The organism is Roseivivax isoporae LMG 25204 (assembly GCF_000521865.1).
Lineage (GTDB): Bacteria > Pseudomonadota > Alphaproteobacteria > Rhodobacterales > Rhodobacteraceae > Roseivivax > Roseivivax isoporae.
In genome coordinates this window covers 1-22,067 of sequence record NZ_JAME01000003.1, presented here as the reverse complement: position 1 = coordinate 22,067, position 22,067 = coordinate 1, and the positions used below count along the sequence as shown (strand labels likewise).

The 22,067-nt window shown below is 70.3% G+C and carries 21 protein-coding genes; 13 read left to right on the top strand and 8 right to left on the bottom strand.

What is annotated here, in order from left to right:
- Positions 1-207 precede the first annotated feature (207 nt).
- Entirely contained in the window at positions 208-1,587 is a 1,380-nt protein-coding gene (locus RISW2_RS02295; protein WP_043766070.1) for an FAD-binding oxidoreductase, read from the top strand.
- A 522-nt stretch (positions 1,588-2,109) separates the two neighbouring features.
- Here the strand turns inward: RISW2_RS02295 and cynS are convergent.
- The 5 genes from cynS to RISW2_RS02270 are packed head-to-tail and all read right to left on the bottom strand — an operon-like array spanning position 2,110 to position 6,231.
- Positions 2,110-2,580: a cyanase gene (gene cynS / locus RISW2_RS02290; protein ID WP_043766067.1), complete on the bottom strand. Its 471-nt coding sequence runs from the start codon at positions 2,578-2,580 to the stop codon at positions 2,110-2,112.
- Positions 2,581-2,618: 38 nt separating this feature from the next.
- Entirely contained in the window at positions 2,619-3,095 is a 477-nt protein-coding gene (locus RISW2_RS02285) for a nuclear transport factor 2 family protein (RefSeq protein WP_043766063.1), read from the bottom strand.
- Positions 3,096-3,106: 11 nt separating this feature from the next.
- Positions 3,107-4,009 carry an ABC transporter ATP-binding protein gene (locus RISW2_RS02280; RefSeq protein WP_043766060.1) on the bottom strand — a complete coding sequence of 301 codons (903 nt, stop codon included), beginning with the start codon at positions 4,007-4,009 and terminating at the stop codon, positions 3,107-3,109.
- A 10-nt stretch (positions 4,010-4,019) separates the two neighbouring features.
- Positions 4,020-4,856, bottom strand: coding sequence for a nitrate ABC transporter permease (gene ntrB, locus RISW2_RS02275; RefSeq protein ID WP_244437492.1), 837 nt, complete (start codon positions 4,854-4,856; stop codon positions 4,020-4,022).
- 1 nt (position 4,857) lies between these two features.
- A complete protein-coding gene (locus RISW2_RS02270) occupies positions 4,858-6,231 on the bottom strand; it encodes a CmpA/NrtA family ABC transporter substrate-binding protein (protein ID WP_043766057.1) in 1,374 nt (457 codons plus the stop codon).
- A gap of 205 nt (positions 6,232-6,436) precedes the next feature.
- On the opposite strand from RISW2_RS02270, the gene RISW2_RS02265 reads away from it, so the two are divergent.
- The gene (locus RISW2_RS02265) at positions 6,437-8,287 is read left to right on the top strand and encodes a sigma 54-interacting transcriptional regulator (protein WP_043766054.1); all 1,851 of its coding nucleotides are present in this window, start codon (positions 6,437-6,439) and stop codon (positions 8,285-8,287) included.
- On the opposite strand, the gene RISW2_RS02260 is transcribed toward RISW2_RS02265, so the two are convergent.
- The gene (locus RISW2_RS02260; RefSeq protein WP_043766052.1) at positions 8,284-9,051 is read right to left on the bottom strand and encodes a DeoR/GlpR family DNA-binding transcription regulator; all 768 of its coding nucleotides are present in this window, start codon (positions 9,049-9,051) and stop codon (positions 8,284-8,286) included. The genes RISW2_RS02265 and RISW2_RS02260 overlap by 4 nt on opposite strands.
- A 323-nt stretch (positions 9,052-9,374) precedes the next feature.
- Here RISW2_RS02260 and glpD point away from each other — a divergent pair, with 323 nt between their 5' ends.
- From glpD to RISW2_RS02215, 9 genes are all read left to right on the top strand, one after another.
- Positions 9,375-10,973, top strand: coding sequence for a glycerol-3-phosphate dehydrogenase (glpD, locus tag RISW2_RS02255; protein ID WP_043766048.1), 1,599 nt, complete (start codon positions 9,375-9,377; stop codon positions 10,971-10,973).
- Between the two features lie 19 nt (positions 10,974-10,992).
- Positions 10,993-12,084, top strand: coding sequence for an ABC transporter ATP-binding protein (locus RISW2_RS02250; RefSeq protein WP_043766045.1), 1,092 nt, complete (start codon positions 10,993-10,995; stop codon positions 12,082-12,084).
- Positions 12,084-13,169 (top strand): ABC transporter ATP-binding protein, encoded by a 1,086-nt coding sequence (locus RISW2_RS02245; RefSeq protein WP_043766041.1) that lies wholly within the window; start codon positions 12,084-12,086, stop codon positions 13,167-13,169. The genes RISW2_RS02250 and RISW2_RS02245 overlap by 1 nt, the downstream gene beginning before the upstream one ends.
- Positions 13,166-14,041 carry a carbohydrate ABC transporter permease gene (locus RISW2_RS02240; protein ID WP_043766038.1) on the top strand — a complete coding sequence of 292 codons (876 nt, stop codon included), beginning with the start codon at positions 13,166-13,168 and terminating at the stop codon, positions 14,039-14,041. Before RISW2_RS02245 ends, RISW2_RS02240 begins: the two co-directional genes overlap by 4 nt.
- Positions 14,038-14,928 (top strand): carbohydrate ABC transporter permease, encoded by an 891-nt coding sequence (locus tag RISW2_RS02235; protein ID WP_051491753.1) that lies wholly within the window; start codon positions 14,038-14,040, stop codon positions 14,926-14,928. Before RISW2_RS02240 ends, RISW2_RS02235 begins: the two co-directional genes overlap by 4 nt.
- Positions 14,929-15,026: 98 nt before the next feature.
- Positions 15,027-15,299, top strand: coding sequence for a DUF2160 domain-containing protein (locus RISW2_RS02230; protein ID WP_043766036.1), 273 nt, complete (start codon positions 15,027-15,029; stop codon positions 15,297-15,299).
- A gap of 83 nt (positions 15,300-15,382) precedes the next feature.
- Positions 15,383-17,104 carry an ABC transporter substrate-binding protein gene (locus RISW2_RS02225; RefSeq protein WP_211238654.1) on the top strand — a complete coding sequence of 574 codons (1,722 nt, stop codon included), beginning with the start codon at positions 15,383-15,385 and terminating at the stop codon, positions 17,102-17,104.
- A gap of 130 nt (positions 17,105-17,234) precedes the next feature.
- On the top strand, positions 17,235-17,600 hold the full coding sequence (locus RISW2_RS02220; RefSeq protein WP_043766032.1) for a hypothetical protein: 366 nt from the start codon (positions 17,235-17,237) through the stop codon (positions 17,598-17,600).
- A gap of 68 nt (positions 17,601-17,668) precedes the next feature.
- Complete coding sequence (locus RISW2_RS02215) at positions 17,669-18,136, top strand: copper chaperone PCu(A)C (RefSeq protein WP_043766030.1); 468 nt, start codon at positions 17,669-17,671, stop codon at positions 18,134-18,136.
- A gap of 21 nt (positions 18,137-18,157) precedes the next feature.
- Here RISW2_RS02215 and RISW2_RS02210 read toward each other — a convergent pair whose 3' ends face one another.
- Positions 18,158-19,669, bottom strand: coding sequence for a S8 family serine peptidase (locus tag RISW2_RS02210; protein WP_051491752.1), 1,512 nt, complete (start codon positions 19,667-19,669; stop codon positions 18,158-18,160).
- 87 nt (positions 19,670-19,756) lie between these two features.
- Between RISW2_RS02210 and RISW2_RS02205 the strand changes: the two genes are divergently transcribed.
- Both RISW2_RS02205 and RISW2_RS02200 read left to right on the top strand, forming a co-directional pair.
- Positions 19,757-20,257: an RNA polymerase sigma factor gene (locus RISW2_RS02205; protein ID WP_043766028.1), complete on the top strand. Its 501-nt coding sequence runs from the start codon at positions 19,757-19,759 to the stop codon at positions 20,255-20,257.
- A gap of 36 nt (positions 20,258-20,293) precedes the next feature.
- Positions 20,294-21,079: an anti-sigma factor family protein gene (locus RISW2_RS02200; RefSeq protein WP_043766025.1), complete on the top strand. Its 786-nt coding sequence runs from the start codon at positions 20,294-20,296 to the stop codon at positions 21,077-21,079.
- Here RISW2_RS02200 and RISW2_RS25000 read toward each other — a convergent pair.
- A partial coding sequence (locus RISW2_RS25000; RefSeq protein ID WP_043766023.1) for a P-loop NTPase family protein occupies positions 21,076-22,067 on the bottom strand: 992 nt, incomplete at its 5' end. The genes RISW2_RS02200 and RISW2_RS25000 overlap by 4 nt on opposite strands.

The window sequence follows — 22,067 nt, the reverse complement described above, 5'->3', positions numbered from 1 at the left end:
CACGGCCGGACAAGACGCATGGGATATCCCGGGGGTTAGGAACGGGGCGATGCCGAGCATAGGCCGCGCCGGCCGCGTGCATCAACGGCTTTCGGCCCGGCTGCGGCGGCGGGGCGCGCGTGGCGAAACACCGGGCGCGCGGGGGCCGGATTGTCGCCCCGCGGCGCGCGGTGCTAGAACCGCCCTGCCCCAGCCGGAGAGGATGACATGACCGACCGTTCCCACCTGATCGACGCGCTGCGCGCGCTGCTCGGCGAGCGCCTGTCCACGGGGCAGTCGGTGCGCGAGGCGCACGGCCGCGACGAGGCCTACAGCGCGCACGCCCTGCCCGATGCCGTGGCCTTTCCCGAGACGACCGAGGAGGTGTCGCGCATCGTGACGCTCTGCGCCGGGGCCGACTGCCCGGTGACGGCCTTCGGGGTCGGCACCTCGCTCGAGGGGCACGTGATCCCGGTGCGGGGCGGCATCAGCCTCGACCTCTCGCGGATGAACCGGGTGCTCGCGGTGAACGCGGCGGATCTCGACGCTGTGGTGGAGCCCGGCGTGACGCGCAAGGCGCTGAACGAACACCTGCGTGCCTCGGGGCTCATGTTCACGGTCGATCCGGGAGCCGACGCGAGCCTCGGCGGGATGGCGGCGACGCGGGCCTCGGGCACCAACGCGGTGCGCTACGGGACGATGCGCGAGAACGTGCTCGCGCTCGAGGTGGTGCTGGCGGACGGCACGGTGATCGAGACCGGCACGCGGGCGCGCAAGTCCTCGACCGGCTACGACCTGACGCACCTCTTCGTCGGATCGGAGGGCACGCTCGGCATCATCACCAAGCTGACGGTGAAGCTGCACGGCGTGCCCGAGCGCGTCTCGGCGGCGACGGCGGCGTTTCCCGACGTGGCCTCGGCGGTCGACACGGTGATCCTGGCGATCCAGTCGGGCCTGCCGATGGCGCGGATCGAGCTTCTGGACGAGGTGCAGATGGGGGGCATGAACCTCTACAACCCGGACCTGAAGCTGCCCGAGAAACCGCACCTGTTCCTCGAGTTCCATGGCACCGAGGCAGGGGTTGCGGAACAGGTGGAGACCTTCCGCGCCATTGCCGAGGAGCACGGCGCCGCGGGCTTTGCCTGTGCCACGCGGACCGAGGAGCGCACGCGGCTCTGGGAGGCGCGGCACAACGCCTACTATGCCGGCAAGGCGCTGCGGCCGGGCTGCGACGGCGTGGTGACCGATGTCTGCGTGCCGATCTCGGCGCTGGCCGAGAGCATCGCGCGCACCAAGGAGGAGATCGCGGCCGCGGGGCTGATCGCGCCTCTGGTCGGCCACGTGGGCGACGGCAACTTCCACCTGCTGATTCTCGTGGAGCCCGGCAATGCCGAGGAGCTCGCGCGCGCGCAGGACCTCGCGCACCGGGTCTGCAAGCTGGCGCTCAACCTCGGCGGCACGGTGTCGGGCGAGCACGGCGTGGGCACGGGCAAGCTGAAATACATGGCCGAGGAACATGGCGCGGCGGTGGGCGTGATGGCGACGCTCAAGCGCGCGATGGACCCGCGCAACATCCTCAACCCCGGAAAGCTCGTGGCGCTGAACTGAGCCCGCCGCGGGCGCGGTCCGCGTTACGGGATCTCCCTATAAGGGATTCCCCCAATTGTGGTGAGTCGCGGGTTGAGGGTAATCGTTAACCACTGCGGGCAAGCAGGTCTGCCGACAAGGGGTTGCGACAGACCTGCACCACCTAGAACCAACGTCAGCTGTTCCCTGACGGCACTCGCTCACACAACCGGTCGGCACTTATTTCAGTGCCGGCCGGTCGTTCTGCCGGAACATCACTGACGATCGCGCGGCGCATAGCCGGGCCGCGATCGCCCCCCAGACTCGCAAAACAAAAAGCAGGCGGCAGAACAGCGCTCTTGTGGCGCCGCCTTCGTGGCGGGATTGCGTCGCGCATGTGCGCAATCAGCGGCAATCCGTCAGGTTTTTCGGAGATTTTCACGCAATTCCCGCTGCTCGGGACACGGCGCGAGCTGCATGCACGCCTTGGGGAGTCCGCTCGTCCGGCTGCGCGCGCCGACGCGGAGACCGCGGCCGAATCGTTGTCCGGCCGCGGCGTCGGGCCTACCAGCTGTTGTAGCCGAGGTACTTGCCGGACATCTCGATCCTGACGCGGTCGCCCTTGGGATTGGGCACGCGGGTGATCTGCATGTCGAAGTCGATGGCGGACATGATGCCGTCGCCGAATTTCTCGTGGATCAGCGCCTTGATGGTCGGGCCGTAGACGCCGACGATCTCGTAGAGCCGGTAGATGCAGGGATCGGTAGGCACGGCCTGTTCCCAGATCTTGGTCGGGCTTTCCTCGAGGACGCCGGCGGCCTCCTGCGGCAGGCCCAGGGCCGAGACGAGCGCCGCCGCCCGGTCCTTCGGGAAGGCGTTCATGCCCATGCAGGCGGAATGGGTCCAGACCGGCGACATGTCGATCCGCTCCGCGATCTCTTCCCAGGTCAGGCCGGCGGTCTTCTTGGCCGACAGGATCATCGCGGTCACGTCTTCCTTGGTCATCATCGCCGGCACTTCGTAATTGTCCTTCATGTCAGGTCTCTCCTCTCTCTTTCAGGCAGATCGGGGGGTCAGAGGCCGAGCGCGGTCAGCCCCGGATGGTCGGTCGGCCGCGGGCCCTGCGGCCAGCGGAAGAGGCGGTCGGCCTCGGCGATGGGCACGTCGTTGATCGAGGCGTGGCGCACGGCCATGTGGCCGGTGTCCGAAAACTCCCAGTTCTCGTTGCCGTGGGCCCGGAACCAGGCGCCGCCCGTGTCGTGCCATTCGTAGACGAAGCGCACCGCGATGCGGGCGCCGTCATGGGCCCAGAGCTCCTTGATCAGGCGGTAGCCGTTCTCCTTCTGCCATTTGCGGGTCAGGAAGGCCTCGACCTCCGCACGCCCGTTCAGGAAGTCCGACCGGTTCCGCCAGCGCGTGTCGGGCGTGTAGGCCAGCGCCACCCGTGCCGGGTCGCGCCCGTTCCAGGCGTCCTCGGCCATCCGCACCTTCCGCACCGCGTCCTCCCGCGAGAACGGCGGCAGCGGCGGGCGGGGAGCGTCGGCGGTCACCGGGGACACGTTCAGTGGTTCACGGCGCGCAGCCGCGGCGCAGGCTCGGCCTCGGCGTCGGGCTCGCCGCCGGTGACGTCGAGGCGCACCGTCTCGGGTGGCGGCGTGCCACCCTCGACCCGGCCCGCGAGGTCCCGGGAGCGCTGCCCGAGGAAGTGCACGAGGTGGTTGCGGATTGCGTAGTAGTTCGGATGGTCCACGATTCCGGTGCGCGTGCGCGGCCGCGGGATCGTGATCTCGACCGATTCGGCCACCCGGGCGAAGGGACCGTTGGTCATGAGCAGGATCCGGTCGGCGAGCAGGATCGCCTCGTCGATGTCGTGGGTGATCATGAACACCGTCTGCTCGGTCCCGGCCCAGATCTTGAGCAGTTCGTCCTGGATCGTGCCGCGGGTCAGCGCGTCGAGCGCGCCGAAGGGCTCGTCGAGCAGCAGGAGCTTGGGATGGTTGGCGAAGGCGCGCGCGATCGACACCCGCTGGCGCATGCCCCCCGAAAGCTGCGCGGGCTTGCGGTTGAGGACGTCGCCCTCGAGACCGACCATGGCCAGGTATTTCTTCGATTCCTCCACCACGCGGGCGCGGGACCAGTCGCGGTAGCGCGCCTGCACGCCGAAGGTGACGTTGGCGAGCGCCGAGAGCCACGGCAGGAGCGAGTAGTTCTGGAACACCACGCCCCGGTCGAGGCTCGGCCCCGACACCGCGTAGCCGTCCATCTTGACCACGCCCGAGCTGGGATCCGACAGGCCGGCGAGAATGTTCATTATGGTGGACTTGCCGCAGCCGGAATGGCCGAGGATGACCACGAACTCGCCCTTTTCGATGCCGAAGCTTGCATCCTCGAACACGGTGAGCGTGCCGCCCGCGCCGTCGGGATAGCGCTGGGTCAGGTTCTCGACGGAAAGAAATGATTTCATTGGGGGGCTCCTATTCGGCGTAGGCGACGGCGCGCTGCAGCTGGCCGAACGCCGCGTCGAGCGCCATGCCGACGATGCCGATCATGAGGATGGAGAAGATGACCGAGGTCAGGTCGAGATTGTTCCACTCGTTCCAGACATAGTAGCCGATGCCGGTGCCACCGACGAGCATCTCGGCCGCGACGATCACGAGCCACGCGATGCCGATGGAGATGCGCATGCCGGTCACGATGGTGGGCGCCGCGGCGGGCAGGATCACGGTGAAGGCGGTGCGCAGCGCGCCAAGCTCGTGCGTGCGCGCGACGTTGACCCAGTCCTGGCGGACGCCCGCGACGCCGAAGGCGGTATTGAGCAGCATGGGCCAGATCGAGCAGACGAAGATCACGAAGATCGCCGACATCTGGCTGTCCTGGATCACGAACAGCGCGAGCGGCATCCACGCCAGCGGCGAGATCGGCCGCAGCACCTGGATGAACGGGTTGAGCGCGCGGTAGGCCACCGGCGACATGCCGATGAGGAAACCGAGCGGGACCGCGACGAGCGCCGCGAGAAGGTAGCCCGTGAGCACCCGGAAGAGCGAGTAGCCGATCTGGATGCCGATGCCCTTGTCGTTGGGCCCCGCGTCGTAGAACGGGTTCGACAGCTCGGCCCACGCCTTGGCGATGACCTCGGACGGGGGCGGGATGCCTGCCTTCTGCGCGGCGCCGCCGATCAGCCGCTCGTATTCCGTGAGTTCGCCCGCGGCCTTCTGGGCGGGGATGGCGGCCTCCCACACGAGGAGGCCGATGGCGAGCAGGACGACCGACAGGATCGCCGCGCGCTGGTTGAGCGAGAGCGAGGTCAGCATGTCAGCCCCGCCCGATCGCGAAGGAGGCGACGTAGTCCTCGGGCGCTGCGGGATCGAAGGTCTTGCCCATGATCGTGTGCGACTTGTACGTCACCTCGGGCGCCTCGTAGCCCAGGTCGCGCATGACCTTGGCGCAGTCGGCCGCGAGGTAGACCTGTTCCGCCACCGCACGGTAGTCGATGTCCTGCTCGATATAGCCCCAGCGCTTCATCTGGGTGAGGATCCACACGCCCATGGAATGCCAGGGGAACGGGTCGAAATCGATCCGGTCGGGCACCTGCTGCACCTCGCCCAGGCCGTCGGCATAGGTGCCGGTCAGCACCTGCTCGACCACCGGGACGGGCTGGTTGAGGTAGTTCGTGGGCGAGATCGCCTCGGCGATCTCCTTCCGGTGGGCGGGGTCCTGCGCGTACTGCGTCGCGTCCACGATGGATTTCAGGAGCGCCCCGTAGGTGTTCGGCAGCTCCTCGGCGAAGGAGAGCGGGCAGGCGAAGGCGCAGCACGGATGCCCTTCCCAGATGTCCTTGGTCAGCGTGTGGATGAAGCCGATGCCTTCCCAGACGGCGCGCTGGTTGAAGGGGTCGGGCGAGAGATAGCCGTCGAGGTTGCCGGCGCGCAGGTTCGCCACCATCTCGGGGGGCGGCACCACGCGGATCTGGATGTCCTGGTCGGGGTCGAGCCCGTGCTCGGCCACGTAGTAGCGCAGCAGGAAATTGTGCATCGAATATTCGAACGGCACGCCGAAGGTGAAGCCCTTCCACTGCGCAGGATCGCGGCGCTCGAGGTGCTGGTTCGCCAGCACGATGGCCTGCCCGTTGATGTTCTCGACCGCGGGCATGATGTAGGGCGTGGCGACCGAGCCCGCGCCGAGCGTCATGGCAAGCGGCATGGGCGTCAGCATGTGCGAGGCGTCGTATTCGCCCGACAGCGACTTGTCGCGCGCCACCGCCCAACCGGCGGTCTTGATCACCTGGGCGTTGAGGCCGTGGCGTTCGTAGAAGCCCATGGGCTGCGCCATGATGATCGGCGTCGCGCAGGTGATCGGCACGAAGCCGATGGAGAGGTCGGTCTTTTCCGGCGCGCCGAGTTCGTCGAGGATCGCGGCCTTGGCCTTGTCGAGCGGCAGCACCGAGGCGAGCGCGGCGGCCAGCGTGCCGCCGCCCATCATGCCCATGAACGACCGCCGCCCGATGTCGCTGTGACCAAAGACCGAGCGCACAACCGCGCTTTCCACCGCGCGGTCGAGCATGGCGTCCGAGGACATGCGCGTGGCGTCGGGCTTCTCCCGGGCGGTGCAGCTCTCGCAGCCGCAGGACGCGCCATGGCGCAGGTCGGTGTCGGCGGAATAGGGATCCCCGAGGCTCTTGATGGTCATCTGCTTCCCCTTGCATCTGTCACTCCTCAAGTCTGGCGCCGGAGGCCGGGTGCGCAAAAGCCGGTGCCCGCAATTTGGGCGAAGGTGAAATCCCCATGTTTCGCAAAGGCTTGAGACATTCCCGCAGGGGCGCTGGGTTACGATATCTCGTGATTTACGAAATATCGTTATGCCGTGCCGCGGTGCGGCGGCTAGGCTTCCGCACATGGACGCCCCGCTGCCCGATGCCGATTCGCTGCTGTGCGCGCTGCCCGACGCGGCGCTGGTGCTCGACACCGTGGGCGACCGCGTGGCGGCATGGAACGCCCGGGCCGACACCCTGCTGGGGCTCTCGGGGGGCGGGCGGTTCTCGGCCCGGCTCGGGGCCGCGCTGCCGCGCTTCGTCGTCTTCCTCGAGGAGATCGACCACCGCGGGCAGGCCTGGACGCGGGACGTCGCCCTCGACGCCGCGGACGGGCGGCCCCTGCGCTGCGAGATCCGCGGCAGCCTGATCGCGGGGGCGCCGGGGCGGATGCTGCTGTCGGTGGCCGACCTCGACGAGATCAACCGGCGGGCGGAGCTGTCCGAGGCCGCGCGCCTGCACCGCGCGGGCGTCACCGAGTGGAAGCGCGCGCAGGGCTTCTTTGCCGAGCTCGAGCGGCGCAACCAGCTGATCCTCGACGCCGCGGGCGAGGGCATCTACGGCATCAACGCCGAGGGGCTGACCACCTTCGTCAACCGCGCCGCGCAGGAGATGCTGGGCTGGTCGGCGGAGGACCTGCTGGGCCGTGACACCCACGCGATCATCCATCACCACCATCTCGACGGCGAGCGCTACGACCACCGCGACTGCCCGATCTACCATTCTTTCCGGCACGAGCGGGTGAGCCGCATCGAGGACGAGGTCTTCTGGCGCAAGGACGGCAAGCCGATCCGCGTCGAATACGTCTCGACGCCGATCTACGACAGCAAGGTGCTGGCAGGCGCGGTGGTGATCTTCCGCGACATCACCGAGCGCAAGGAGAACGAGCGCAAGCTGCGCGAGGCGCTGGACGAGGTCGCGGCGCTGCGCGACCGGCTGGAGGAGGAGAACGCCTACCTGCAGGAGGCGATCAGCACCGAGCGCGCACACCACGACATCATCGGCAGCTCGCCCGCGATCCGGCTCCTGCTGACGCGGATCGAGCTCGTGGCGCAGACCGACGCCACGGTCCTCATCAGCGGCGAGACCGGCACCGGCAAGGCGCTGGTTGCGAGCGCCATCCACAAGGACAGCGCGCGGGCGCGGCGGCCGCTCATCCATTTCAAGTGCGGTTCGGTGGCGCCCGAGGCGGTGGCGGCCGAGATCTTCGGCCAGATCCGGGGCGCGGGCCCGGGGGCCGTGCGCGACAGGCCCGGGCGGCTCGAGATCGCGCATGGCGGCACGCTGTTCCTCGACGACGTGGACGAGCTGCCCATGGACATCCAGGGGCGGCTCCTGCACGCGCTGCAGAGCGGGACGGTCACGCGGCTTGGCGACACGCGCGCCAAGACGCTCGACATCCGGGTGATCGCGGCGACCACCCTCACCCCCGAACAGGCGCTGAAATCGGGGCGCGTGCGCGAGGACCTGCTGCTGTTCCTCAACGTCTTTCCCATCGCCTGCGCGCCGCTGCGCGAGCGGCCGGAGGACATCCCGGCACTGGCGGCTCAGCTGCTGCGCATCGCGTGCCGGCGGCTCAACCGGCCGGTCCCGGTCATCACCGAGGGCACGATGCGGCGGATGATGGACTACGACTGGCCCGGCAACGTGCGCGAGCTGCGCAACGTGATCGACCGGGCGGCGATCGTGTCGAAGGGGCGCAAGCTGATCCTGGAACTGGGCGAGGCGCAGCGCGCCGCGCCGGCCGCGCCGCATGCCGTGCGCACCGAGGCCGAGATGCAGCGCATGGTGCGCGACAACATCGTGGCCTGCCTGCGCGAGACGGGGGGCGTGGTGTCGGGCGCGAACGGGGCGGCGGCGCTGCTCGGGGTGCGCCCGACCACGCTGTCCTCGCGCATCCGCACGCTCGGGATCGGGCCGCAGGACTGGCGCTAGGCGCCGCGCGCCACGTCGACCGCGGTGCCCCAGTCGCGGCAGGCCGCCACGAGCCCGGGCGGCAGCGCGGCGTCGGTGAAGAACGTGTCCACGTCGGCGAGCGAGGCGATGCGCGCGGGCGCGGTGCGCTTGAACTTGGTATGGTCGGCCACGAGGAAGCGGCGGCGCGAGCGGGCGAGGATCGCCTGCCGCACGCCCACCTCCTGCACGTCGAAGTCGAGGATGTCGCCGTCCCCGTCGATGGCCGAGCAGCCGATCACGCCGATGTCGACCTTGAACTGGCGGATCGCCGCGGTGGTGATGTCGCCGATGAGCCCGCCATCCGAGCGGCGCAGCGTGCCGCCGGTGACGATCACCTCGCAATCCGCATTGCCGGCGAGGATGTTCGCCACGTTCATGTTGTTCGTGACCACGAGCAGGTTGCGGTGACCGAGAAGCGCCGTCGCCACCGCCTCGGTGCTGGTGCCGATGTCGAGGAAGACCGAACAGCTTTCGGGGATGGCGGCGGCGCAGGCGCGTGCGATCGCCCCCTTGCCGTCGGCGTTGAGGCCGCGCCGCTCCTCGTAGCCGATGTTCGTCGTCCCCGAGGGCAGCACCGCGCCGCCATGCACGCGCTCGAGCCGGCCGGCCTCGGCCAGTTCGGACAGGTCGCGTCGGATCGTCTGGAGCGTCACGCCGAAATGGCAGGCGAGCCCCTCGACGGTCACCCGGCCGTCGCGGCGGGCAATCTCCAGGATCTCGGGGTGGCGGAAGGTCTGCGACATGCGCCGGTCACGCGGGCGGACGCGCGCCACGGGGCGGCGGCCCGGGTCGTCGGCTTTCGTTTGCGTTCGCTTTCACGGTCCCGACTCCAGACAGGCGCAGGCGCGCGCGCGGTTCCCAAAATCCCTGCGAGGGCGCGGCATGCCGCTCCCGTCCGCGCTGCGACGCAGCAGGACGGACACCGAATCGCAGGTTAAAACGAAAGAAAACGAAAATCGAGGCTTTCCTTTTCGCGCTGAACTGGTAACCCTTGGTCCTGCCGTGTCCCGCGAGGAGGCGCGACGCGGCAGGAGAGGCGGCCCCGGGGGCCGCGAGGGGGACATCGATGCGGGAAGACGCGGAGCAGGTGCGCGACGTTTTCGTGATCGGCGGCGGCGTGAACGGCTGCGGGATCGCGCGCGACGCGGCGGGCCGCGGGCTGAGCGTGACGCTGGCGGAACAGGGCGACCTGGCGCAGGCGACCTCCTCGGCGTCGACCAAGCTTTTCCACGGCGGGCTGCGCTACCTCGAATATCTCGAGCTGCGGCTGGTGCGCGAAAGCCTGATCGAGCGCGAGCGGCTGCTGCGGGCCATGCCGCACATCGCCTGGCCCATGCGCTTCGTCCTGCCCTTTCACCGCGACATGCGATTCGAGAGCGACACGCCGGTCTCGCGCATGCTGAACGCGGTGATGCCCTGGATGAAGGGGCGCCGCCCGGCATGGCTGATCCGGGCGGGGCTGTTCCTCTACGACACGCTCGGCGGGCGCGAGATCCTGCCCGGCACGGCGCGGCTCGACCTCGCCACGGCGCCCGAGGGCCGCGCGCTGAGACCCGAATTCCGCACCGCCTACGAATACTCGGATTGCTGGGTGCAGGATTCGCGCCTCGTCGTGCTGAACGCGCGGGACGCCGAGGCGCGCGGCGCCGAGATCCTGACGCGCACGCGGGTCGTGTCGGCGCGCGCCGAGGACGGCGGCTGGCGCATCCTCACCCGCGACGCCGAGACTGGCGCCGAGCGCACCCACCGCGCGCGGATGCTGGTGAACGCCGGCGGACCATGGGTCGGACGCATCCTGCGCGACACCGTGCGGTCGTCCCTCGGCGAGGGCGTGCGGCTCGTGCGCGGCAGCCACATCGTGACGCCCCGGCTTTTCGATCACGACAAGGCGTATTTCTTCCAGGGGACGGACGGCCGCATCGCCTTCGCGCTGCCTTACGAGCAGGACTTCACCCTGATCGGCACCACCGACCGCGACCACGCGGACGCGGACACCGCCCCCGAATGCACCGACGGGGAACGCCGCTATCTCATCGACTTCGTGAACGGCTACCTCGCGGCGCCGATCTCGGAGGCGGACGTGGTGTGGTCCTATGCCGGGGTGCGGCCGCTCCACGACGACGGCGCGGCTTCGGCGAGCGCTGCGACGCGGGACTACACGCTGCGGCTCGACGACAGCGCGGGCGCGCCGGTGCTGCATGTCTTCGGCGGCAAGATCACCACCTACCGACGGCTGGCCGAGGGGGCGCTGGCCAAGATCGCGCCGCGGCTCGGCGCCCGGGGGGCGCCCTGGACGGCGGGCGCATCCCTGCCGGGGGGCGATTTCCCGGTGGCCGAGACCGGGGCGCGGATCGACGCGCTGCGCGTGGCGCACCCGTTCCTGACGCCGGACTGGGCGCTGCGGCTCTTCCGGACCTACGGAACCGAGACCGGCACGGTTCTGCGCGGCGCGCGGACGGAGGCGGAGCTGGGGAGGTCCTTCGGCGGCACCCTCACCGAGGCCGAGGTCGACTGGCTGATGGACCGCGAATATGCCCGCACGCCCGAGGACGTGCTCTGGCGGCGCACCCGGCTCGGACTGCGGCTCGACGCGGAGGGCGCCGAGGCGCTAGGGTCTTACATGAACGAACGCCGCACGCGGAACGTGCGCACGGCCGCGGAATAGCGGCGGGGAGGATCGGTATATGACGCTGACGCTTGACGGCGTGACCAAGGTTGTGGGCGCCGAGACGCATATCCACCCGACGGACCTGACGCTCGAGAAGGGCACGATGAACGTGCTCCTGGGACCGACGCTGTCGGGAAAGACGTCGCTGATGCGCCTGATGGCGGGTCTCGACGCACCGACGCAGGGCCGCATCCTGTGGAACGGCGAGGACGTGACCGGCATGCGGGTGCAGGACCGCAAGGTGGCGATGGTCTACCAGCAGTTCATCAACTACCCGTCGATGTCGGTCTACGACAACATCGCCTCGCCCATGCGGCTGATGGGTCTCGGGCGCGACGAGATCGACGCCCGCGTGCGCGAGACCGCCGACCTGATGCAGCTCGCGCCGATGCTGCAGCGCAAGCCGCTGGAGCTGTCGGGCGGCCAGCAGCAGCGCTGCGCGCTGGCCCGCGCGCTGGTCAAGAACGCGGGGCTCGTGCTGCTGGACGAACCGCTGGCCAACCTCGACTACAAGCTGCGCGAGGAGCTGCGCGCCGAGATCCCGCGCATCTTCGAGAAATCGGGGGCGATCTTCGTCTACGCCACGACCGAGCCCGAGGAGGCGCTGCTGCTCGGCGGGCATTGCGCGACCCTGTGGGAGGGCCGCGTGACCCAGTTCGGGCCGACCGCGCGGGTCTACCGCCAGCCGGCGGACGCCACCACGGCGCGGGTGTTCAGCGACCCGCCGATGAACTTCCTGCGGCTGACCAAGCGCGGCGCCGAGATGGTGGCGCCGGGCGGCGAGGTCATCCCGGCCGGCACGTTCGGGCATGCGGGCCTCGCGGACGGCACCTACCTCGCGGGCTTCCGTCCGAACCACGTCGAGATCGACCGGCAGGCGGACCACGCGATCCGTTTCGACGCGACGCTGAGCGTGACCGAGATCACCGGGTCCGAGACCTTCGTGCACCTCGACCACCACGGCGCGCGCTGGGTCGGGCTGGTGCACGGCGTGCGCGACCTCGATCCCGGGCAGCAGCTGCAGGTCTTCATCGATCCCGCCCATGTCTACCTCTTCGCCGAGGACGGCGCGCTCGTCGCCTCGGCGCCCTACGCGGAGGCCGCGTGATGGCGAAGATCACCCTCGAGAACCTTGCCCATTCCTACCTGCCGAACCCGTCCGCCGAGGACGATTTCGCGCTGAAGGAGTTGAACCACGACTGGGCGGACGGCGAGGCCTACGCGCTGCTCGGCTCGTCCGGCTGCGGGAAATCCACGCTTCTCAACATCATCTCGGGGCTCCTGATCCCGAGCCAGGGGCGCGTGCTGTTCGACGGGCAGGACATGACGCATGCGCCGACGGCCGAGCGCAACATCGCGCAGGTGTTCCAGTTCCCCGTGGTCTACGACACGATGACCGTGCGCGAGAACCTCGCATTCCCGCTCAAGAACCGGCGGATGCCGGCGGACGAGATCGCCCGGCGGGTGCAGAAGGTCGGCGCGATGATCGGCATGGAGGCCGAGCTCGGTCGCAAGGCGCGGGGCCTTACGGCGGATGCCAAGCAGAAGATCAGCCTCGGGCGCGGGATGGTGCGCGAGGACGTGAACGCGCTGCTGTTCGACGAGCCGCTGACGGTGATCGACCCGCACATGAAGTGGGAGCTGCGGACGCAGCTGAAGAAGCTGCACCACGATTTCGGCCACACGATGATCTACGTCACCCACGACCAGACCGAGGCGCTGACCTTCGCCGACAAGGTGGTGGTGATGTATGACGGCCGCGTGGTGCAGATCGGCACGCCGCAGGAGCTGTTCGAACGTCCCGCCCACACCTTCGTCGGCTACTTCATCGGCTCGCCCGGGATGAACCTCTTCGACGCCGAGCTGGCGGGCACCGCCGCCACGGTCGACGGCGCGCGGGTGGAGCTCGGCCGCGCCTATGCCGCGCGCGGGCGCCGGGTCCAGCTGGGCGTCCGGCCGGAATTCGTGCGGATCGGAACCGGGGACGCGGGCATCCCCGCCCGCGTGCGCCGAGTCGAGGACGTGGGCCGCCACAAGATCGTCCGGCTCGAGGTCGCCGGGCGCGAGGTCAGCGCCATCGCCGGCGAAGGCACCCGCATCCCCGCCGACGCGAACCGCATCACCTTCGATCCCGAAGGCATCAACGTCTATGCCGACGACTGGCGCGTCGCGCCGGAAGGAGAGGCCGCATGAACAAGACCGTCAACCAGAAAGCCTGGTTCCTCGTGCTGCCCGTGCTGGTGCTGGTCGCCTTCTCGGCGGTGATCCCGCTGATGACGGTGGTCAACTACTCGGTGCAGGACACCTTCGGGAACAACGTGTTCTTCTGGAACGGCATCCGCTGGTTCGAGGAGATGCTGGCGGACGAGCGCATGTGGAACGCGCTCGGCCGGCAGCTGGTGTTCTCGTCGATCATCCTGGCGATCGAGGTGCCGCTCGGCATCCTCGTGGCGCTGTCGATGCCCAAGCGCGGCTTCTGGGCGTCGTTCTGCCTCGTGGTCATGTCGCTGCCGCTGCTGATCCCGTGGAACGTCGTGGGCACCATCTGGCAGATCTTCGGCCGCATCGACATCGGGCTGCTGGGCTACACGCTGGACGCGATCGGCATCGACTACAACTACACGCAGGATTTCTATGCCGCGTGGATCACCGTAGTCGTGATGGACGTCTGGCACTGGACCTCGCTCGTGGCGCTGCTGGCTTATGCGGGCCTGCAGTCGATCCCCGACGCCTATTACCAGGCGGCCAAGATCGACCAGGCGAGCCGCTGGGCCGTGTTCCGCTACATCGAGCTGCCCAAGATGGCAGGCGTGCTGATGATCGCGATCCTGCTGCGCTTCATGGACAGCTTCATGATCTACACCGAGCCGTTCGTGGTCACCGGCGGCGGTCCGGGCAACGCCACCACCTTCCTGTCCATCGACCTCGTCAAGATGGCGCTCGGCCAGTTCGACCTCGGCCCCGCGGCGGCGTTCTCGATCATGTACTTCCTGGTGATCCTGCTGATCTCCTGGGTGTTCTACACCGTGATGACCAACCTCGACAAAAGGGACGCGAAGGGATGACCCACACTGCACAGGCTCCCGGCGCCGCCTCGATCCCGGGCGACATGACCGCAGACCGGGCGGCAGCCCGGACGCGCAGGCTGCGCCGACCCTCGGGATCGGTGGTGGTGATGACGCTCTACCTGCTCTTCCTCATGCTGCCGATCTACTGGCTGCTGAACATGAGCCTGAAGACCAACACCGAGATCCTGTCGGGGCTCACGCTCTTTCCACACACCCTGACCTTCGAGAACTACGCCACGATCCTGACCGACGCGTCGTGGTACATGGGCTACGTGAACTCGCTGATCTACGTGGTGATGAACACCGTGATCAGCCTCGCGGTGGCGCTGCCTGCGGCCTACGCGTTCTCGCGCTACTCGTTCATGGGCGACAAGCACCTGTTCTTCTGGCTGCTGACCAACCGGATGGCGCCGCCGGCGGTGTTCGCCCTGCCCTTCTTCCAGCTCTATTCGTCGGTCGGGCTCTTCGACACGCACATCGCGGTGGCCTTGGCGCACTGCCTGTTCAACGTGCCGCTGGCGGTGTGGATCCTCGAGGGCTTCATGCGCGGCGTCCCGCGCGAGATCGACGAGACCGCCTATATCGACGGCTACTCGTTCGGGAAGTTCTTCGTGAAGATCTTCATGCCGCTGATCGCGAGCGGCATCGGGGTCGCGGCGTTCTTCTGCTTCATGTTCTCGTGGGTGGAGCTGCTCCTGTCGCGCACGCTGACGAGCGTCGACGCCAAGCCCATCGCGGCGACGATGACCCGCACCGTGGGCGCCGCGGGCGTCGACTGGGGCGTGCTGGCCGCGGCGGGCGTCCTGACCATCGTGCCGGGCGCACTCGTGATCTACTTCGTGCGCAACTACATCGCCAAGGGCTTCGCCCTGGGGAGGGTGTGATGCGCCGCGCCACCGCCACGACCTACACACATGCGGCGCACGCGCGTCGGGCGACCGCGATCGCCCCGCGCCGCACCGCCCAGCGGGGAGACTGAGCGATGTCCTGGATGGCATGGACCTGGCCGACCGCGGCCTTCTTCGCGGTGATCGCGCTCCTGCTGGTCACCTTCTCGATCCTCGCGATCCGCTTTCCCGAGACGCCCCGCCGGGGCATCCTCCGGATCGAGACCACGCGGGGCGACCGGCTCTTCATCACGCTGCTGGGCTCGGCCTTCATCAACCTGATCTGGCTCGGTCTCGGTCTCGGGCCCCAGTACTGGGCCCTCGTCGTCTGCCTCGTCTACGCCGCGGCGGTGTTCCGCTTCGTCTGAGACGCCCGCCTTCCGTCGCGCCCCCGGCCACAAGGGGGCGCGGCCGAAAACGAAGAACGTTCAAGACCCATGGGAGGAAACGAATGAACGTCACCCTGAAATCCACAACGGCGCTGGGCCTTGCCCTGAGCCTCTGGTCCGCGCCCGCCTGGGCCGGAATGGAGGAGGCGATCGAGTTTCTCGACAACGAGATCGCCGGCGTCACGACGCTGTCCCGCGAAGAGCAGGAAGCAGAGATGCAATGGTTCGTCGATGCCGCGCAGCCCTTCGCCGGCATGGACATCAACGTGGTGTCCGAGACGATCACCACGCACGAATACGAGAGCCAGGTGCTGGCGCCCGCCTTCACGGCGATCACCGGCATCAACGTCACCCATGACCTGATCGGCGAGGGCGACGTGGTCGAGCGTCTGCAGGTGCAGATGCAGTCGGGCCAGAACGTCTACGACGCGTTCGTGAACGACAGCGACCTGATCGGCACCCACTGGCGCTACGGCCAGGCGCGCAACCTGACCGAGTGGATGTCGGGCGAGGCGTCCGACGTGACCTCGCCGACGCTCGACCTCGAGGACTTCATCGGCACCCAGTTCACCACCGGGCCCGACGGCAACCTCTACCAGCTGCCGGACCAGCAGTTCGCGAACCTCTACTGGTTCCGCTACGACTGGTTCAACGACGAGAAGAACAAGGCCGACTTCCAGGAAGCCTACGGCTACGAGCTGGGCGTGCCGGTCAACTGGTCGGCCTACGAGGACATCGCCGAGTTCTTCACCGGCCGCGACCTGAGCCACATGGGTGTCGAGGGCGACATCTACGGCAACATGGACTACGGCAAGAAGGACCCGAGCCTCGGCTGGCGCTACACCGACGCGTGGATGTCGATGGCCGGCATGGGCGACACGGGCGAGCCGAACGGCCTGCCCGTCGACGAGTGGGGCATCCGGGTGAACGAGAACTCGCAGCCCGTGGGCGCCTGCGTGGAACGCGGCGGCGCGACGAACTCGCCCGCGGCCGTCTACGCCGTCGACAAGGCGATCGAGTGGCTGCAGAAGTACTCGCCGCCCGCCGCAGCCGGCATGACCTTCTCCGAGGCCGGCCCGATCCCGGCGCAGGGCCAGATCGCCCAGCAGATGTTCATGTACACCACCTTCGTGCCGCCGCTCGTGGCCTCCGAGGCGGTGATGAACGAGGACGGCACGCCCAAGTGGCGCCTCGCCCCCTCGCCGCACGGCGTCTACTGGGAAGAAGGCATGAAGGTCGGCTACCAGGACGTGGGGTCGTGGACTATCCTCGACTCGACGCCCACCGACCGCGCCAAGGCCGCGTGGCTCTACGCGCAGTTCGTGACCTCCAAGACCGTCGACGTGAAGAAGTCGGACGTGGGTCTCACCTTCATCCGTGACAGCACCATCAACTCGGACCACTTCTCCGAGCGGGCGCCGCGGCTGGGTGGCCTCGTCGAGTTCTACCGTTCGCCGGCGCGGACGCAGTGGTCGCCCACGGGCACCAACGTGCCGGACTACCCGAAGCTCGCGCAGCTCTGGTGGCAGAACATCGGCGATGCCATGTCGGGCGCCAAGTCCACGCAGGAAGCGCTCGACACGCTCTGCGCGGACATGGAGGACGTCATGAGCCGTCTCGAGCGGGCCGGCGTGCAGGGCGATCTCGGCCCCGTGCTGAACGAGGAGCAGGACGCGCAGTACTGGCTCGACCAGCCGGGCGCCCCGAAGCCGGCCCTCGAGAACGAGGACGAGGAGCCCCAGACCATCAGCTACGACGAGCTGATCCAGTCCTGGAACCAGTGACGCCCCTCGGGGCGTGACGGACGGCCCCGCGCCCCCCGCGCGGGGCCGTCTGCGTTCCGGGCCCGCGCGCTGCGCGCGGCGAGACGTTTCGCCGCTTTCCCCGCCCCGCGAAGCGCTTTACCCATGGCGCATGGACCGGCGGCCGTTTCATCCCTTCGTGATCCTCGCGCTGATCTGCGCGATCCTGCTGCCGCGCAGCGCGGCCGCGCTGGCGGCGGCGGGCGTGCCGGGCCTGCAGGCGGTGGTGATCTGCACGGGCACCGAGACGCGCACGTTGATCCTCGGGCCCGATGGCGCTCCGGTGCAGGCGACGCCGTCCCACGAGCCCTGCATGACCGCGCAGGCTCCCGATCCGCTGGCGCGGGGTCCGCTCCCGCTCGCGCCCGCGCGCTTCGTTCCGGCCGAACCGCCCGCCGCGGCGGCCGTGCCGCCCGTGACCGCACCCGGGGAGGGCGCCGCCCTGCCCCGTGCGCCCCCCGCCTCTCCGTCCCGCTGAACGAACGATCACAACGGACGGCCGCGACGGGACGCCCCGGCGGCCATGGACGAACGGAGAGACATCCCATGAAGACGCTTCTTGCCGCGGCGCTGGCCTGCGCCCTGCCCTTTGCCGCGCCGGCGCACGAATACCGTGCCGGCGCCATCGAGATCGGCCATCCCTACGCGATCGAGACGCCGCGCGTGGCCAAGGCCGGCGCGGGCTACCTCACGCTGACCAATACCGGCACCGAGCCCGACGCGCTGCTCGCCGTCGAAGCCGAGCTGCCGCAGGTCATGCTGCACCGCTCCGAGACCACCGACGGCGTCACCTCGATGCGCCACGTGGACCGGCTCGAGATCGCGCCGGGCGAGACCGTGACGTTTGCGCCCGGCGGGCTGCACGTGATGTTCATGGGCCTCGACGGCGGCCTCGCGGCCGGGGACACGGTGCCGGCGGTACTGGTCTTCGAGCGTGCCGGCCGGGTCGAGGTCACCTTCAACGTCGAGGCGCGCGATGGCGACGCCCCGGCCGAGGACCATTCCGGCCACTGAAGCGCCTGCAGCCGGCGGCGGTCACTCCGCCGCCGGCGCCCCCTCGTCGAGCGCCATCGGCAGCAGCGTGCCGCCTGGCTCCGACGCATCCCCTGCGCAGGCGGGCCGCGCCACGAGGCCCGCGCCGAAGACCGGGTCGGGCCCCGGCGCGCCCAGATCCTCCGCGCCGTCGCGCAGGGCCTGCATGACCGCGCGCGCGTCGAGATCCGGGGCGTCCGCGCGCAGCCGCGCCGCGGCGGCGGTCACGAACGGCACGGCGAAGGATGTGCCCGTCTTCCACCGTGCGCCGCTGATCGAGGCCGCGGTCCAGACCGAGACCCCCGGCGCCGCGAGGTCGATATGCGCCCCCTGCACCGCGCGGCGGTAGACGCGCCGGTCGCGGTCGATCGCGGTCACCGCCAGCACGTCCGGGAACGCCGCCGGGTAGAGCGGATCGGCCCGCGGCCCGGCATTGCCTGCCGCGGCCACCAGCACGATGTCGCGCTCGTCGACGAGTCGCGTCACGATGTCGCCCAGGGTCGCGTTCTCGGGGCCGGCGAGGCTGAGGTTGATGACCGGCACGCCGCGCCCGGCGAGGATGTCGAGCGCCTCGATCAGGGTGAAGACGTCGGCGCGCTCGTCGCCACGGTCACGGTGGAAGGCGTCGATGGCCACGAGCCGCGCGCCGGGCATGAGCCCCGGCGACCGCGTCCCGGGCGCCCCCACGAAGAGCGCGGCGATGGCCGTTCCATGCAGCGCCTGCGATTCCGGCAGATCGCCCGGCGCCAGCCGCTCGACCTCGAGCCGGGCCCCGGCAAAGGTCTCGTGCCCGGGATTGATGCCGGTGTCGATCATGCCGACGCTCAACCCCTCGGTGCAGCCGTCGGCGCGCGCCTCGGGCAGCGGCCAGCCGAAGGCGGTGCGCGCCGGACATTCGAGCCCGCTGCAATCGGCGGGAAAGCCCTCGCTGCGGTAGTAGTGGTTGAAATCGGCGCTGGTGCCGGTGCCGAGCGCACGCACCGCCGCGCGCGCCTCCTCGAGCGACAGTTCCGCCGGGACGGCGAGGCGCCGCGCGGTCTGGCCGAGCACCGCGACCTCGTATTCCTCGAGCACGGCGAACCCCTGGCCCTGCAGGACCGCGAGATCGTCATCGCTGAGCGCGAGCGTCACGATCTCGTCCTCGGCGAAGTCCGGGCGGGGCGGCTCGGGCGCCTGCGCCGGCGCGGGGGCGGGCGCGGGGCGCGAGGGCCGTGCGACGCGGCGCGGCGCCGGCTCGGACCCGAAGACGTCGTCGAGGAAGCGCGTCAGCGGATCGGACCCGCTGCCCCGGCGCACGCCGAAGCCGTCGTCGCCCCCGCCGCGGGACGCCCCCCCGCTGCGGCCGCCGTCGTCATCGTCGTCGTCATCGCCACCGTCGTCATCATCGCCGCCATCGTCGTCGTCATCCGCAAACACCGCGCCCGCGGGCCCGGACCAGGGTCCCGCCACGAGCGCGGGCAGCGCGAGCAGCGTCGCGGCGAGGCAGAGAATCGCGAAAAGCGCGCGCAAGGTCATGACGTCCCCCTTTTGCGTGGTCAGCCCGGATATACCGGATTACGTAGCGGGGGCGGGAATATTCCAAGTCGGATGCGGAGGCGACGGATGGCGCAGGGCGACGTGCCGCTCGAGGACAGGATCATCGCGATCCTGCCCAACCTGAACCGTTACGCGTACTCGCTCTGCCGCCGGCACGACGTGGCCGAGGACCTCGTGCAACTGGCGGCGCTGCGCGCGCTCGAAAGCCGCGCCAGCTACGACGGCGCGACGCGGATCGAGCCGTGGATGTTCCGCATCCTGCGCAACGCCTGGATCGACATGACGCGGCGGACTCGCACGCGCGGCACCGAGCTCGAACTGTCGGACGCGCCGGAACAGGTCGGGTCCGACGGCAGCCGGGTGACCGAGGCGCGGCTGATGCTCGACGCGACCGAGCGCGCGCTGGCCACGTTGCCCGAGGAGCAGCGCGAGGTGCTGGTCCTCGTCTGCTACGAGGAGATGAGCTATGCCGAGACCGCCGAGATCCTGGGCATCCCGCGGGGGACGGTCATGAGCCGGCTGTCGCGGGCGCGCGTGGCGCTGGCGGAGCGATTGGGAATAAACTGAGCCGCGGTTCGTTGTCCTCCGCGAAGGGGAAAGACCATGACCGAAGAAGACGACAGACAGGACGAGATCCTGATGGCCTACGCGGACGGCGAGCTGCCGCCCGCCGAGGCCTCCGCGCTCGAGGCGCGGCTCGCGGCCGAACCCGACCTCGCCGAGCGACTCAGGCTGTTCACCGGCACGCGCGACGCGCTGTCGGCCGCGGCCGCGCGCCGTGCCGAAGCGCCTCTGCCCGAGGGGATGGAGGCGCGGCTGCGCGCGGCCATGGCCGGCGCGGCCGCCGGGCGGTCCACGGATAACGTGGTGCCGCTGAGGGCGCGCGCGGCGACGGCCCCCGCACAGGGCGGCAGCGCGTGGGCACCCGCGGCGATCGCCGCCTCGCTCGCGCTGGCGGTCGGCCTTGCCGGCGGGTTCATCCTGGGCGTGGGATCGGGCAGCGGGCCGACGCCGCCGCCGCTCACGCTCGCCGCGCTCGACCCGGGCGTGTCGGACGCGCTCGACACCGTGCCCTCGGGCGAGGACGCGGCGCTCGAGGACGGTCGGACGCTGGCCGCGATCGCCTCGTTCGAGGACGGCGCGGGCGCGTTCTGCCGGGAATACGAGGTGATTGCCGCGGATGGACGGCGCACCGTGTCTGTGGCCTGCGACGCGGGCGAGGGCTGGGACATGCGGCTCGCCCTTGATGCCGGCCGCGAGGCGGCGGACGGGAGCTTCGTGCCGGCCTCCTCGCTCGAGGTGCTGGACGCCTACTACGCCACGACCGGTGCCGGCGCGCCGCTGCCGTCCGAGGACGAGGCGGCGCGCCTCGCGGACCGCGACCGCTAGGTCGCGGTCGCCTCGGCCGGCACGGTCGCGGTCCGCGCGGCGCTCACGAGCGTCGCGCCCGTCTCGGCCGCGAAGGCCTCGATCCGCGACCGGAGCGCCGGATCGGCCGCGGCCACTTCCGCCTCGACCAGCAGGAGACGCGGGCGCAGCTGGCGCGCCCGCACGAGGGCGAGCGCCACGCGTTCGTCGGGACCAAGGTCGCGGCCCCCCTCGCGCACCCGCCCGTCGAGCCCGCCCAGCCGGTCGAGAAGCGGCCCGAGCCCCTCCGCCCGCGCCATCTTCACGAGCGCCGCATCGTCCCGCCGGCGCGCCACGCCGAGCGTCAGCGCGCGGCGCAGCGATCCCTGCAGGATCGCGGGCCGTGCCCCGACACGCACCACGCCACGGCGAAGCGTGCCGCGGCTGAGCCCCGTCAGGCAGAGGCCCGAGAGGCGCACGCGGTCCTGCGCCACCGGTTCGAGCCCCTGCAGGACGTCCATCAGCGCGGCCGCGTCGCGGGTCGGCAGGTCGAGCGCGTGGCGCGCGCCCGGCGCGAGCGACAGCGACAGGTGCCGGCCCGAGGGCAGAGGCAGGGCGCGGATCTCGATCCCCGCCGGTCCGCCCGGCAGCGCCTGCCGCCCGGCGCCGGTGCCGCGCTGCGGGCGGTCGAGGGCGGCATGCGCCTTGGCCGCCGCGGCGCGCCAGGCGGAATGGAAGTTCCAGACCGAGGCGAGGTCGCGCAGCGGCGCGAGCATGAGCCCGAGCGCCGCGAGTGCGCCGGCGACGGCACCCGGCGCGGCGCCCGCCCGCGCGCCCGCGTCGATCACGAGCGCGGCGGCGAGGCCCGCCACGAGGTCCGGCAGCGCCTTCAGCGCCTCGGCCGCGCGGATGCGCGCCAGCGCCGCGACGATCATCCGGTCGACACGGCGGGCGAGGCGCCGCCGCTCGACCGGGCGCCGCCCCAGACGGTCGAGCTCGGGGGCGAGCGGCATGCGTTCGGCCATGTCGG